General features: G+C 35.7%; 9 protein-coding genes and 1 pseudogene. 5 read left to right on the forward strand and 5 right to left on the reverse strand.

Going from position 1 to position 15,621, the window contains the following annotated elements:
• Positions 1 to 156: 156 nt before the first annotated feature.
• On the reverse strand, positions 157 to 858 hold the full coding sequence (aqpZ, locus tag MYRA21_RS15975) for an aquaporin Z (protein WP_006263803.1): 702 nt from the start codon (positions 856 to 858) through the stop codon (positions 157 to 159).
• A 402-nt stretch (positions 859 to 1,260) separates the two neighbouring features.
• On the opposite strand from aqpZ, the gene MYRA21_RS15980 reads away from it, so the two are divergent.
• From MYRA21_RS15980 to MYRA21_RS16000, 5 genes are all read left to right on the forward strand, one after another.
• Positions 1,261 to 1,689, forward strand: coding sequence for a hypothetical protein (locus MYRA21_RS15980; RefSeq protein WP_039329779.1), 429 nt, complete (start codon positions 1,261 to 1,263; stop codon positions 1,687 to 1,689).
• Between the two features lie 351 nt (positions 1,690 to 2,040).
• A complete protein-coding gene (locus tag MYRA21_RS15985; RefSeq protein WP_039329781.1) occupies positions 2,041 to 5,859 on the forward strand; it encodes an efflux RND transporter permease subunit in 3,819 nt (1,272 codons plus the stop codon).
• 318 nt (positions 5,860 to 6,177) lie between these two features.
• Positions 6,178 to 7,656 carry a TolC family protein gene (locus MYRA21_RS15990; protein ID WP_039329782.1) on the forward strand — a complete coding sequence of 493 codons (1,479 nt, stop codon included), beginning with the start codon at positions 6,178 to 6,180 and terminating at the stop codon, positions 7,654 to 7,656.
• Positions 7,657 to 7,659: 3 nt separating this feature from the next.
• Positions 7,660 to 9,243 (forward strand): efflux RND transporter periplasmic adaptor subunit, encoded by a 1,584-nt coding sequence (locus MYRA21_RS15995; protein ID WP_039329784.1) that lies wholly within the window; start codon positions 7,660 to 7,662, stop codon positions 9,241 to 9,243.
• 460 nt (positions 9,244 to 9,703) lie between these two features.
• Positions 9,704 to 10,291 (forward strand): DUF3347 domain-containing protein, encoded by a 588-nt coding sequence (locus MYRA21_RS16000; RefSeq protein WP_039329786.1) that lies wholly within the window; start codon positions 9,704 to 9,706, stop codon positions 10,289 to 10,291.
• Positions 10,292 to 10,351: 60 nt separating this feature from the next.
• Here MYRA21_RS16000 and MYRA21_RS16005 read toward each other — a convergent pair whose 3' ends face one another.
• The 4 genes and pseudogenes from MYRA21_RS16005 to MYRA21_RS16020 all read right to left on the reverse strand — a co-directional run bounded on the left by MYRA21_RS16005 (position 10,352) and on the right by MYRA21_RS16020 (position 14,993).
• Entirely contained in the window at positions 10,352 to 10,813 is a 462-nt protein-coding gene (locus MYRA21_RS16005; RefSeq protein ID WP_039329788.1) for a hypothetical protein, read from the reverse strand.
• A gap of 137 nt (positions 10,814 to 10,950) precedes the next feature.
• Positions 10,951 to 12,909: an OmpA family protein gene (locus MYRA21_RS16010; RefSeq protein WP_039329790.1), complete on the reverse strand. Its 1,959-nt coding sequence runs from the start codon at positions 12,907 to 12,909 to the stop codon at positions 10,951 to 10,953.
• 26 nt (positions 12,910 to 12,935) lie between these two features.
• Positions 12,936 to 13,867, reverse strand: a pseudogene (locus MYRA21_RS16015) (type IX secretion system membrane protein PorP/SprF).
• A gap of 664 nt (positions 13,868 to 14,531) precedes the next feature.
• A complete protein-coding gene (locus MYRA21_RS16020; protein ID WP_039329791.1) occupies positions 14,532 to 14,993 on the reverse strand; it encodes a hypothetical protein in 462 nt (153 codons plus the stop codon).
• Positions 14,994 to 15,621 lie beyond the last annotated feature (628 nt).

The following is a 15,621-nucleotide window of genomic DNA, read 5'->3' on the forward strand; positions in this document are numbered from 1 at the left end:
CATCTCTTTATTCCATTATGAATTGAGCAAACATATTGGACTATGATATATTTTGTTTTCTATACGTTGCTTAATAGACGACTTTTCAATGAATTATGTCATTAAACGGAGATACATTTAACTAAACATGAAATCCCAATATATAAACAGGATTTCTTAATTTCTTTCTTCTAAAAGATACTTATAAATCACCCCTCCTACGATAGCTCCTAATATAGGTGCTGTGATAAATAACCAAAGTTGAGGGATATACTCACCTCCTGCAAAAAGTGCTTGCGAAATAGAACGAGCAGGATTCACAGAAGTATTGGTAATAGGAATAGAGATTAAATGAATTAAAGTTAACGCTAGTCCAATGGCTATCCCAGCGAATTTACCACTTGCTTTCTTATCTGTAGCACCTAGAATAATTAGAATAAAGAAAGCTGTTAATACAAACTCTGTAACAAAAGCAGATAGTAGATTAAAACCACTAGGTGATAAATGCCCATATCCATTGGCAGCAAATGCTCCTGGTAACGTATTATCAATACAACAAACTGAACTCCCCATATAGATTAGGTATAATACAACTGCAGCACATATTGCCCCTGCTAGCTGGGAACCGATATAAGGTAGAATTTCTTTTCCTGAAAATCTTCCCCCTATATACATTCCTATAGATACAGCAGGATTAAAATGACCTCCTGAAATAGGCCCTACCGCATAAGCCATAGTCAAAACCGTCAGTCCAAAAGCCAAAGACACCCCTACAAATCCGATTCCTACATCAGGTACCCCTGCAGCAAATAAAGCACTACCACACCCTCCTAATACTAACCAAAAAGTTCCGAAGAACTCAGCAAAATAATTTTTCATAGCAATTTAAATTATGTTTACTATTAGGACTGTCTAAAATAATAATAGTCACATAGTGCGAATATGGTTTAACACTATAAATAAGAATAAATCAAATATATTAACACACCATTAAAAACAAAAAAAATAAGAGTAAAAAGCTTCAATAAAATAATCTAACTAAGTCTAGCATCAAAAACTCATTATTGAGTTTTTAAAATTTTAACCCTAATAGAGATACTATTGACAAGTGTCTAAAAGAAGTAAAACCAATAATAGACAAGAATTATACAACAAATAACAATAATTGTATAAGTGTAAAAATAAAAGTGCTTTTACGTCTGTAAAAATCATTCAAAACCTATCTATATATTTAAAAAACAAGTATCTTTGTCTCCTTGTTTTGAACTATTCAGACATTAAATGAAGAAATACTTATCCATATTATTCCTATTCTTATCCTTTTTAGTGACGGCTAGCCCTGTTATAGAGTGGTCTTGCACGGAAGAGGTAATGACTTGTGGTATGGAGATGAGTACTAAGGGTGGTATGTCTTGTTGTGGTGGAAATATGGAGCAAAGCTCTCACAGCATGGATATGAATATGCCATGTTGTACAGTTGCTTCACGAGTACTAGTTACCATAGCAGAGTTAAAAGTACAAACACCTAAAGTTGTTCAAGACACAAAGGTTAAAACAGCTAATATTAAATTGAAATGGTTTAACTCTAACTACTTAGAGGACTTAAAATCTATTGATTTAGTATCTGTTTCTCCCCTTTCTGTTTCTGTTTCTGGATTTAAGTATAAAGATATAGACCCTTTGTCTTATATCTGTATTTACCGTATATGATACTCTACACAAGGTAACTACCTTATGCCCTATACTCTGGGCAAACCCTTAGGATAGTTACTTCATCCACACCTTTAACTCTATTACTAGATAAAAAAGTATTATTTAAAGTACTTACCTTACTATGTACACATAGTAAGTATACAGCAACGTAAATACTTAGATATCCCTACTTAAGAAGTAATAGTACCTACTTGTGGATCAAATGATAATTATCTTTTAGTTATCATCGCTAATCTATTTTTATCGGCTTTTAAGTTTATAAGTAATGCCTAAGCATATGGCATACCCATTGCTACATAAAATATTGGATTAGCAGATGTCATTTTTTAATACAGAAATACATATCTTATGCTTAATAAAATCATTAAGTACTTCTTACACAATAGAGTAATTACTCTATTACTACTGGTAGTAGTTATTGTATGGGGATTAATAACAGCTCCATTTAACTGGCACCAAAATATGTTGCCAAGTGATCCTGTGCCAGTAGATGCTATCCCTGATATTGGTGAAAACCAACAGATTGTAGCAACAGAGTGGATGGGGCGCTCTCCTAAAGATATTCAGGAGCAAATCACTTATCCACTAACAACTTCTTTACTGGGTATTCCTGGTGTAAAAACAGTGCGTAGTAGCTCTATGTTTGGGATGTCGTTTATCTATATCATTTTTGAAGAAAATGTAGAATTCTATTGGAGCCGCTCGCGTATTTTAGAAAAATTAAACTCACTTCCTGCCGGTACATTACCTAAGGGAGTAATCCCTTCATTAGGCCCAGATGCTACTGCACTTGGACAAGTATATTGGTACACCCTAGAGGGACGTAATCCTCAGACAGGAGAACCTACAGGTGGATGGGATCCAGACGAGCTACGTACAGTACAAGATTTCTACACTAAATATAACTTATCTGCTGCAGAAGGAGTTTCTGAAGTTGCCTCTATCGGAGGATATGTAAAAGAGTATCAAGTAGAGGTAAATCCTGATGCGATGCGCGCTTATAACGTATCTGTAATGGATGTGATGTCTGCGATTCAGAAAAGTAACCTAGATATCGGAGCAGAGACCATCGAAATTAATAAAGCAGAGTACTTAGTACGCGGTCTTGGATACATTAAAAATGTCAAGGATCTAGAAGACGCTGTAGTGACAGTACGAAACAATGTTCCTGTAAAAATCAAAGATGTAGCCTTCGTTAACTTAGGACCAGCTACACGTCGTGGTGGTCTAGATAAAGAAGGTATTGAAGCTGTAGGAGGTGTTGTGGTAGCTCGTTATGGAGCTAACCCTATGCATGTAATTAACAATGTAAAAGCTAAAATAAAAGAGATGGAAGCTGGACTTCCTCAAAAGACACTGGCCGATGGTACCATATCTAAAGTAACTGTAGTTCCGTTCTATGACCGATCAGGGTTAATACAAGAAACAATAGGCACATTAGAAACAGCCTTAGCACACGAGATATTAATCTGTATCATCGTAGTTATTGTACTTGTTATAAACTTGCGCGCCTCGGTGATTATCTCTAGTATTCTACCCATAGGTGTACTAGCGACTTTCATCATTATGAAATATATGGGGATAGAAGCCAATATCGTTGCCCTATCGGGTATTGCTATTGCTATTGGAGTTATGGTGGATGTTGGCGTTGTATTTGTCGAGAGTATCATCAGGTACATGGAAGAAGAAAAAGCCCAAGGAATACAAAGTAAGGGAATGGCCTTTGTTAGTCTTATTACAAAAGCAGTATCAGAAGTATCAGGGGCATTGTCAACAGCTATGCTAACCACAATTATCAGCTTCTTACCAGTATTTGCAATGGAAGCCCAAGAAGGAAAGCTATTTAAACCCTTAGCTTATACCAAGACCTTCGCTCTATTATCAGCATTTATCTTAGGGATCATCGTGCTTCCTACGATAGCATACTATGTATATTCTATTAAAATAGACAAACAAAAACTGCGCAAAATAGCCAATTATATCTTAGCTATAACAGGTATAGGACTGTGGATCTACACAGGTGAGTTTATCGCTGTGACACTAACATTAGTGGCTATTAATAATCTGTTTACACCAGGCTGGAAAACAGATACAATAGCCAATTATATCAATGTAGCCCTTACCCTATTTGTGGCTTTATACTACCTTACAGTAGAATGGTTACCACTAGGCACGCAGCAGAGTACAGGGCTAAACTTTGTCTTTGTGTTTTTAGCTATCGGATCTATATTAGGTGTATTGTGGCTATTAGTGATCTACTATGAGAAAGTCTTAAGATGGGCACTTACCCACCGCTGGAAATTTATGAGTATTCCTATTCTAACATTAGTATTCGGAATGCTAGTATGGTTAGGTACAGACAAAAGCTTTGGTTTTCTAGCCAAAGGTTTTGAGACTGTAGGATGGAAATCATTTAGAGAAACTGCTTTTTGGCAAAAATCAACACAGACCTTCCCTGGTATTGGACAGGAGTTTATGCCTAGTCTTAATGAAGGTTCATTCTTGCTGATGCCAACAAGTATGCCTCATACAGGTATTGAACAGAATCTTCAGTTTATCGGTACATTAGATAGACGTATTTCCAATATTCCTGAAGTAGAATTAACAGTAGGTAAATGGGGACGTGTAAACTCTGCTCTAGACCCTGCTCCTACTCAGATGTTTGAAAATACGATTAACTATAGGTCAGAGTATATCCTAGATGACAATGGACATAGACAGCGATTTAAAGTTAATAAAAAAGGAGAGTTCGAGCTCATCAATGGAACGACTTATAATGTAGAAGATGGTTTTAGACTTATCCCTAGAGATAGTTTAATTATAGACAAAGATGGTAAGTTCTTGCGTCAATGGCGCCCTGAGATTAAAAAGGCAGATGATATCTGGCAAGAGATAGTAAATGTATCTCACTTGCCTGGGCTAACCTCTGCTCCTAAACTTCAGCCTATCGAGGCTAGACTTGTAATGCTATCAACAGGTATGCGTGCGCCAATGGGATTAAAAGTATCTGGACCTGATTTAGAATCTATAGAAGCTGGTGGAAAAGCATTAGAAGCGGCGCTTAAAGACATCCCTTCTATTATGCCTTCTACTGTATTTTATGACCGTGCGGTAGGTGCTCCTTATGTAGAGATCCACCTAAACAGACATAATATGGCTAGATACGGAATTACTGTATCTGACCTGCAAGATGTAATCGGTGCTGCTATCGGAGGAATGGCTCTAACCACTACTGTAGAAGGACGTGAGCGATTCCCTGTAAGACTTCGTTATCCTCGAGAATTAAGAGATAACCCAGAAGAGCTAGCCAAAATGCTAATCCCTACTGCCACAGGAGCTCAAGTTCCTTTAAGCGAGGTAGCCGATATAGAGTATGCTAAAGGCTCACAAATGATTCAAAGTGAGAATACCTTCTTACTTGGTTATGTCATCTTTGATAAAATAGAAACAAAAGCAGAAGTTGATGTAGTACACGAGGCAGATAAGCTATTACAGGCTAAGCTAGCCTCTGGTGAACTTACCCTGCCAAAGGGAGTAACCTATAAGTTCGCTGGTAATTATGAGCAACAAGAAAGAGCTTCTCAGCGATTACTATACATTGTACCACTTAGTTTATTAGCGATTCTTTTGATTCTGTACTTCCAGTTTAAAACCATTGCAGCATCGCTTATCCACTTCTCAGGAGTGTTTGTTGCCTTTGCAGGAGGTTTTATCTTACTTTGGTTATATGGACAACCTTGGTTTATGAACTTCTCTATCGGAGATATGAATATGAGAGACTTATTCCAAATGCACAATATCAATCTGAGTATAGCAGTCTGGGTAGGTTTTATCGCCTTATTCGGATTAGCTACCAATGATGGAGTACTAATGGGAACGTATATACATGATACCTTCGAGGCAAGAGATCCTAAGACTAAAGAAGAAATTCGAGAAGCGGTAGTATATGCAGGGCTAAAACGTGTAAGACCAGCAGCGATGACTACTGCTACTGCTCTAATCGCACTTCTTCCTGTGATGACCTCTACGGGTAAAGGAGCAGAGATTATGGTACCCATGGCTATTCCTACATTCGGAGGAATGTTAATACAGTCCATGACCATGTTTGTAGTACCCGTATTCCAATGTTGGTGGAGAGAATGGGCGGTGAAAAGAATTAAGAATTAGGAATTATAAATTAAGAATGGTTGCCCTACGGGCATTATATACACACTGTCGGCACACAATACACTAAGGTAGAGACGCATTTAGCCAACACGCCACCTGTCCCATTCACTAAAAATGTCTACTAGACATTTCTCGCTGCGCAAAGTCTCCCGACTTTGAGCAACTTAAACGAAATATGATGGTGTGGATTTCCAATCTGTGACTATACTCGCTGCGCAAAGTCTCCCGACTTTGGGCAACTTAAACGAAGTATGATGGTGTGGATTTCCAATCCGTGACGACATAAACTGTGAACTGTAAACCGTAAACTAAAAAAAAATGAACAAAAATAAAACGTATATATATTTAGCTTCGGCCTTCTTAGCAGTGACTAGCTTCACTGCTACGGCTGTAGCGCAGCAGCAGCCTAAAGACTCTCTATCGAGCTACCTCAATGTAGCCATAGAGAATAACCCAGGGATCAAAGCACAGAAATTTGCTCATGAAGCCTTTTTACAAAAGATTCCACAAGCAGGTGCTTTTCAGGATCCTGAGTTATCCATGGACTTCTACACAGAGCCTATGGATATTGTCGGTGGACGCTCTATTGGTAATGTAAGTATCATGCAGATGCTTCCTTGGTTTGGTACCCGTAAGAGTGCCCGCATAGAAGCTGGTCACATGGCTAATATGCAAAATGAGCAGTACAAAGAAGTAGTTGATAATATTACTTTACAAGTACATACCCAATGGTATGCCATGCAAAAGTTAAACGAGCAATTAAGAAATAATGAAGAGAATAAAAAACTCTTACAACAATTAGAACAATTAGCTCTTAGAAAGTTCTCTGCTCCTTCAAATACAGCAAAACCAAGTGCAACCCCACAAGTAAGCACTAAGACTGCTTCTACTCCATCTGCTTCTGCATCAGGAGGTATGGGAGGAATGAGTATGGGTGGTGGTCCTACTGCTAGTAGCACACCAGCAATGTCTTCTTCTATGGGATCTGGTGGAGGTATGAGCGAAATGGGCGGCAGTAGCGCTTCAGGGATGTCTGATGTATTGCGTATCGGATTAGAGCTTATAGAGATCGAGAATAATATCGAAAGCTTACACTCTCAATTAAAAGCAGAGAAAGCAAAATTCAATGCTCTTTTAAACAGAGAGGCAAACCATGAGGTAGTATTAGGTGAAATAGAAAAAACTTCTTTTATCTATGGAGAGCAAGATGCTCTTCTTGCCATAGAAGCTAATAATCCTATGCTTTCAATGATCACAGAAGAAGGTCTTGCCTATAAAGCAAAAGCAGAAATGGACAAGAAAATGAGCTACCCTATGATAGGGCTTGGATTGCAGTATATGGTTATCGGAAAGACTAATGATAAAATGCTGGCTATGGGAGATATGAATGGGAAAGATATGATTATGCCGATGGTAACTGTTAGCCTTCCTATCTTCCGCAAAAAGTATAAAGCTCAACAAGAAGAAGGTAAACTATGGTGGAAGTCTAGTGATCAAAAATTCGAAGACACTTATAATACTTTAAAAAGTGAGTATTATGGATACAAAAGTCAATTAGATGATGCCGAACGAATTGTCACCTTGTATGAGAAGCAAACTACATTAGCTGAGACGACCTATAACCTTATTATCAAAGAATTTGTAACAGGTAAGAGTGATTTAACCAATGTAATACAAGTACAACGTCAATTATTAGATTACCAATTAAAAAAAGCAGAAGCAATTGCTAACTACAATACCATGGTAGCTTCTATCAAAAAATTATTAGCAATACGTGACAACACACAAAATATTTAGGCAATGGACAAAATAAGAAATATATTCAAAAACAATATTGTGCGTTATAGTGCAATATTACTTGTAGGTTTATTATTAGGATGGATGGTCTTTGGTGGTGCAGGATCGCATGAACACAATGGAGAACCAGCTACTACAGAAGAGGGAAATACGGTATGGACTTGTTCTATGCACCCGCAAATCAAAATGGATAAACCAGGAAAATGTCCTTTATGTGCTATGGACTTAATTCCGCTTAAATCTTCTGATGGTGGTGATGATGCAATAGACGATCAGGCAATCCAGATGTCTAAAGAAGCAGTAGCACTAGCTAATATACAGACTACTGTGGTAGGACATCAAGATGCTGTAAAAGACATTCAACTCTATGGAACCATACAAGTAGATGAGCGATTACAACAATCTCAAACTTCACATGTCAATGGTCGTATTGAGAAGTTGTATGTTAACTTTACAGGAGAAGCTGTAAAACAAGGACAACTAATCGCTACTATCTATTCTCCTGATCTACTAACAGCTCAACAAGAGTTATTAGAAGCAGCTAAGTTAAAAGACTTACAACCCTTATTATTAGACGCAGCTAAAGAGAAATTGCGCATTTGGAAGATGTCTGAAGCTCAAATAAGCAAAGTCTTGAGCACAGGGAATGTTTCTCCTTATGTATCTGTACATGCGAATACAAGTGGTATTGTCGTGGCAAAAAATGTTAATCAAGGTGATTATATCAGTCAAGGAACTGTGCTGTATAATATTTCTAATTTATCTAAACTGTGGGCTGTATTTGATGCCTATGAGAATGATCTTCCATTTATCAAAGAAGGAGATGTATTAGAATATACATTGCAGAGTTTGCCAGGAGAAGTATTTAAAGGAAAAATTGCTTTTATCAACCCTATTATAGATGCTACTTCTAGAACAGCAAAAGTAAGAGTAGAAACAGATAATAGAAATAATAACCTTAAACCTGAGATGTACGCGAGTGCAAAAATATCAGCTCCTTTAAAACAGTACAATAAAGAAATGGTCATTCCTAAATCTTCTGTACTATGGACTGGTAAACGCTCTGTAATCTATGTAAAACAACCGAATACTGCTACTCCTGCCTTTAAGCTAAGAGAAATCGTATTAGGTCCTTCCCTAGGAGAAAACTACGTAGTGATGTCAGGATTAGAAAACGGAGAAGAAATCGTAACTAATGGAGTATTTACCGTTGATGCTAGTGCGCAGTTAGAAGGAAAACGCAGTATGATGAACAATGATAATGCTCCTGCTGCTACAGGACATGAAGGTCATGCTAATCACGGAACTACGGCAAGTGCTAATCTAGAACATGCTATGCTTAAAGTAAAAGGAAACTGTGACCTGTGTAAAGAGAGAATAGAAACCGCTGCGAAGAAAGTAAAAGGGGTATCTACTGCTTCTTGGGATGTAAAAGAAAAGGTACTACACCTTAACTTTGATAAAAAACTAACTTCTAAAGCAGCCATATCTAAGGCTGTAGCTAAGGTAGGACATGATACAGAACTAGACAAAGCAACAGATGCAGATTATAAAGCCTTACACAGCTGTTGTCAATTCGAAAGGTAGTTTCTTTTTTGTGAGACCGTGAATTTGTGAAATCGTTTTTTTGTGATGTTGCGATGGTGTGATGCTGTTTTTTCGTGAAACCGTTTAGGCTATAACATCAGAGTATAGTTAATTACATCATCTAAGTACATTATGCCCGTAGGGCAAGACTGTAAACCGTAAACTGTTAACTTTAAACCAAACTCTACCTTCTTTTTTCTAACTTTACTTTATTGAAAATGGTAACAGTTAACAGGGAACGGGTAACAGGGAACGGGTAACAGGTAACAGGTAACAGGTAACAGGTAACAGAGGGCCGAGCGTTAATAAAGTGTCCTGTGGACAGTTTTAGCGATGGAGCCAGGAGGCGCGAGGACAACAAAAGAACAAAAATACAAATAAGCGATTTCACGATTTCACACCTTCACGATTTCACAATTTAGACAAAAAACAAAAAAATAGTAATACAAATAACAATCAAATGAAAAAAGTAATCTTAAGTTTTGCAGTATTAGCTTTCACACTTACTGCATGTAATGACAAAAAACAAGAAACAACAGCTCCTACAACAGAAGAGCACACAGGGCATGATCACGATGATCACACTACAGCTAGCGCTGCAGAGAAAGTAACAACAGTAAACGAATCTAATGTATTACAATCTACTCTTGATGCTTATTTCTTAGTTAAAAAAGCACTTCAAGAAGACAATCAAGCAGAAGCTGCTACGGCTAGTAAAACATTAGTAACTAATCTTAATGCAGTAGTAACAGAAGATGCTACAGCAAAAGAACTAGTGAAAGAATTAGTAGAAACAGCTACTAAGATTGATGCAACAGACATCAAAGTACAAAGAGAAGAATTCGAAGACCTAACAGAAGACTTAGTAAAACTAATCAATACGGTAGGAACAGACAGAGTAGTATTTGAACAATACTGCCCAATGTACAACAACGGTGAAGGTGGTCAATGGCTAAGCGATGTAGAAGACCTGTCTAACCCATTATACGGCTCTTCAATGCTTAAATGTGGTGCTAATCAAAACAAAATCACATTTGAAACTAAATAGTTTATAACTAAAAAATTAAAGGCTGTCCGATTGGACAGCCTTTCTGTTTTTATTGGAATATTATTCATAGACTTTAAATAAGGTACCTTTTACATTTCCCATTGTATATCTAACCTCACTATTACTTTTTTCAGTAAATATAAATTCTGTTGTAGTATTATTAAGGTAAATAGATAGACGATAATACCCTTCCCTATACCCTTGTTGTAATCCTTCTTTATATTCTTGCTCTACTTTGACTGCATCAGGATTCGTTCGATAAGCCTGATTAATAATCTCTTGAAAACATTCTGTTGTTAGAGAAATGAAACATAACTCATTCGAAGAAATACTAAAACCAGGAACAAATGGTGAAGTACCTCCTCCGCTAATCCTCCAATTTCCTTGAAGCCATTTTGGTGTTTGAATCTTAGTTGAGGTAGAAATTCCATCAACTATTTCACTCTCATTTACCTCATTATTATCAGAAGAGCAAGAAAGAGATACAATCACAACCACAAATAACACCATTAATTTCCTCATAGCTACACTGTTAATAACCTTTAGACTAGAACAAATATAGCTTTATTCTACTCATTACACAAAATTGTCCCCTTATCTAAGAGATAAGATTACAATCAGCACTACACATTCACATTGCTGTAAACAAAATTTTATAACTACAACTCCGTCACAATAAACTCACTACGTCTATTTAACTGATGTTCTTCGTCTGAACAGTTCACTCCATTACTACAATGATTTAGTAATTGTGTCTCACCATATCCCTTGCCTGTTACTTGTTTTTGATCTACTCCTTGAGCTGTAATCCACTCTACAGTAGCTTTAGCACGTCTATCAGATAATTTTAGATTATACTCATCATTTCCTCTACTATCAGTATGCGAACGAACATCTATCTTCATGGTAGGATATAATTTTAGAACTTCAACAACTTTCATAATCTCAATTGCTGCATCAGGTCGAATAAATGCTTTATCGTAATCAAAATAGATTGGCTGTAGATTTAGTATCTTAAATAAGTCATCATCCTTACTAAGAGGTTTCTCTATCTTCTCTAATGCGATATCTGTGTCTACCACCAGATGAGGTATTTCTGTCAGATGTATAATCTTCTCCTCTGTATTATAGTCTAGTACTTCTGTTTTTAAGCGATATTTCTCACCACACAATAGATTATCTATTCTATAATTTCCCTTTTGATCTGTTATAACTTCTTGTATCTCTTTATAAGCATGATCATATAGCGTTATCTTAGCATGAGCTAATGCCTCATTTGTATCTATATCCAGTACTTTTCCTTTTACTACTTGATAGCACAGTTTTTCTGTAAAGAAATATACATCATCTCCTCCTACTCCCTTAGCTCTATTAGAACTTACATATCCTTGATTTTTCTCTGTATCGATATAAATACCAAAGTCATCTGCACTACTATTAATAGGAGCTCCCATATTCTTGATCTCTCCTAGACTACCATCAGCATCAATCTGAACAGCGAATACATCTAACCCTCCTAAACCAGGATGCCCATCAGAACTAAAGAACAAAACCCAATCTTTTGAGATAAACGGAAAAGTCTCTCGTCCTTCCGTATTTATTTTAGCCCCTAGATTCTCTACCTGCCCATAATGTCCATACTCATTTATAGCCACTCTGAAGATATCAGACTGTCCTACGGTTCCCTCTCGATCAGAGGAGAAATACAACCATTTTTCATCTGGAGAAAGAGCAGGGTTAGCAGTACTAAAATTATCTGAATTAAAAGGTAGGTCTACGATATTCTCCCATTGATTATCTTCAGAGAGTGTAGCCTTATAAATCTTTAAAAGTGCTGTTCTATTCTTATTAAGCTTTCTTTTTCCGTTTGCTGTTGTATTATTACGAGTAAAATACATTGTCTTACCATCTTCTGTAAATATTGCTGTAGCCTCATTTACTCTAGCATCCATACCTGGTAATAATCGATGTGATTCTTCATAAGTACCATCCGGATTCATTCTAGAGCGAAATAAAGCTGTGTAGCTTTCATTGGTCCACTCGTGTAGCTCTCTGCCTGTTTTGTACTCTGTTTCTCTAGCAGAAGTATACACAAACTGATTTCTCCAAATCGCAGCACCAAAATCAGAATAAGGTGAATTCACACTCAAGTTAGTTAGCTCAAAGCCGTTAGAATTCTTCTCTATATCTTCTAGATAACTGTCTTTTGTAGAAGTAAATAATCTCGCTCTAGAATCCTGTTTCTCTAAGACAGAGAACACCTCCATCATTTGATTAGACTTTTCATAGTCCTGTATAGATCTTAGCGTTTGTGCATAGCGATAATAGTACTCTGATGCGATGATCTCTTTTCCTTTATCCTCATATTCACCTTCAAAAAGTTCACCATACCAACGATTAGCCTCTACCAGCTTTCCATTAAAATAATATGAATTTCCTAGCTTGCGCAGCATATCAGCATTCATATATCCTTTACTAGCTAATTTTTCATATATTTTTATAGCATTGACATAAGCTTGTACCTCATATATCTTATCTGCCTTTTTTTCTATTACCTTCTGTCCATATACTCCCAGCCCCATTAAAAGGAATATACTCCATAATATCTCTTTTCTCATAATCACTTTTTTTTATCTCCTTACGATTAGAAGAATCTTGGAGCATTTAACTTACTATGTTTACTAAAAAGCTCAAATCTTAAAAAAATCTCATGCGATCCTGAACTATAATTATTCAGCTTACTTGTATCAGCATCATAACTATATCCCACGAAGAGCCCTTCATTAATCTGAAAACCAGCTAGTGCGCTCACAGAGGCATCCCATCGATACGCAGCCCCTATAGTAAATTTATCTACGATAAGGAAATTAGCTGTTAAATCTACTTGCAAAGGAGCTCCACTTACTGCTTTAATTAAAGTAGCTGGTTTAAACTTAAGACTTGGATTGAGTTCAAACACATACCTCCCATTAAATAAAAATGAGCTTTTTGACGCATTACTGTCACTTCATTATCATCATACCTGTCTGTAGTAAGAAAGTTAGGTACAGATACCCCAACATAAGCTTTATCAGAGAACAGATAAGCTCCCGCTCCAATATTGGGGTTAAACTTATTATTGATATTGGTTAGTGTAGTAGGATCCGTTGGATCAAATATTGTCAATTTAGTATAATCTACACTTAAGATATTAGCAGTTGTTTTTAGTCCGAATGCTAATTTATAGTCGTGATTTAAATCAATTGTATAAGATAAGTCAATCGAAATATTATTCTCATCCATAGCCCCTATACGATCATTAGCAAAGTTTACTCCCAGCCCTAAGCCATTATCTCCAAGAGGAGTTGAAGCAGACACAACCGCCGTTTTAGGAGCTCCATCCATTCCTACCCATTGTGTTCTATACATCCCGAAGATGCTAAGATTCTCCTTACTCCCTACATAAGCTGGGTTGATCATATTAGCATTGTACATGTACTGAGTATATTGTGGATCTTGCTGAGCTTGAGCGATAGAGAAACAACTCAAGGCGATGACGCTGAATCCTATCTTTTTGATGTTTTGTTGAATATTCATGTGATACCTTACTTGTTACAAGCAAATACAAAATAGAAGAACATCTCAGAGCTTATTTCTAGTATGACTACTAATAGATAACTAAAGGCAGAGCATGGCTAGCTTTTACTTATTAAACAATTGGCTCTAAAAAAAGCCCATAGACTTATTTCTTAGCAGTATACCCTCACTGAATTACTTCTAAATTATACTTGTTTTTTGTTCTACTTTTTACTTTTTCATTAACACAACAAAAGTACAAACAACAACACAATACTTAATAATAACAAATAATTATTAACAATAAATCAAAAAACAAACCATTTAAATAAACAATATAACTAATATTTAAAAATACTTAAAATATTTACAAAACAATAAAAAACATAATATTCACAATCAATCACACTATTACCTACTATATTCACATGCAAAAGAATATAAATATAGAACCCTCCTCAGCAAAGGCTCTTCTTCACACTATGAGTACAAATAAACAAATAGGCTATTTTGAGGTATTCACAACACCATTTTTCATTTTATTAGCCCAAGAATGTAAAAAAACATATAAAAAACTTTATAAAACGCCAATAATTACATTATAGCACCTATCATCAAACAGAAATAAGCGAATAATTTCATACCATAAAAAAAGTCCGCTCTAAACAAGCAGACTCTTTTATCTCTAATCACAATCATCATGTTTATGCTTGTGCTTATATTTTTTATTGTGTTTATTTTTATACTTATTACTCTTTTTATAGTGATGGTCTCTTTTGTGATCATAAGGGTGATAATGTCTATAATGATAATCACCTGTATTCCATTTCTCACGTTGTTCTACAGTTAAGATATCGCCTATTTCTATTCTGATTTCTTTATACAATTGTTCTCTTTTGCGGTCTAATTCATATTCCTTATAATGTTTAGAACTAGCCCAATGATTATATCTTCTCTCATAATCACTCTGATACTCCCTGATCTTTCTCCACTGACTATCTTTTAATCCCAGAGTAGACACATCATCATACACTAGAGATACTAATCCCCCCAGATCAATACCGATACTAGTACTGCTCACTTTAGTCTGAGCACTAGCGAAAGAGGCCATAAGTATAAAAGCCCCTAAAATTACTTTCTTTTTCATATTGCTAACTGTTTTACTTTCAAACTATTATTTTGTTAGTAAGGCAAAATACCACTTGAAAACAAGGCAATATTCAAACTATATCCTCTATTTATAAAAAGTACACAACAAATGAAACAAAATACCGCAATATTTCAAAAACTATTCACTAAATATTAACTATTCTATCATACTCTATTTTATTGTTTATAGAGCTGAATTATCTCTAAAAAATACTGCCTTTAAAAAAGAAAAGTTCCTTTAAAACACAATTCAATCTAAATAAAATACAAAAACTCACATTATTAACTATAAAACATTTAATTATAAATATTTTTTAACACAAATACACGCTAAAAAACTAAATTTACATCAAATGATATTCTAATCATTAAAACTAATTTTCATAATTGTTCTTACACTCTTTACTTTACCTATCATAAAGCGTTAGAATATTGAAATAAAGATGGAATGAATGCCTTTAATAATTTTGATAACACTCAACCTAATTGAGTTTCCATACGATTTTTCTAATCATAATTACCAAAAGGCAGGCATCCATTGCTTTTAAAAAAGTACTTCTTTAACCTACTACTAATACTTGTTTTTACGATAAGTGAAGTAAAAACAAAAAAGCACGAAGGTTCGC

It is taken from the genome of Myroides sp. A21, from assembly GCF_000807225.1.
Taxonomy (GTDB): domain Bacteria; phylum Bacteroidota; class Bacteroidia; order Flavobacteriales; family Flavobacteriaceae; genus Flavobacterium; species Flavobacterium odoratimimum.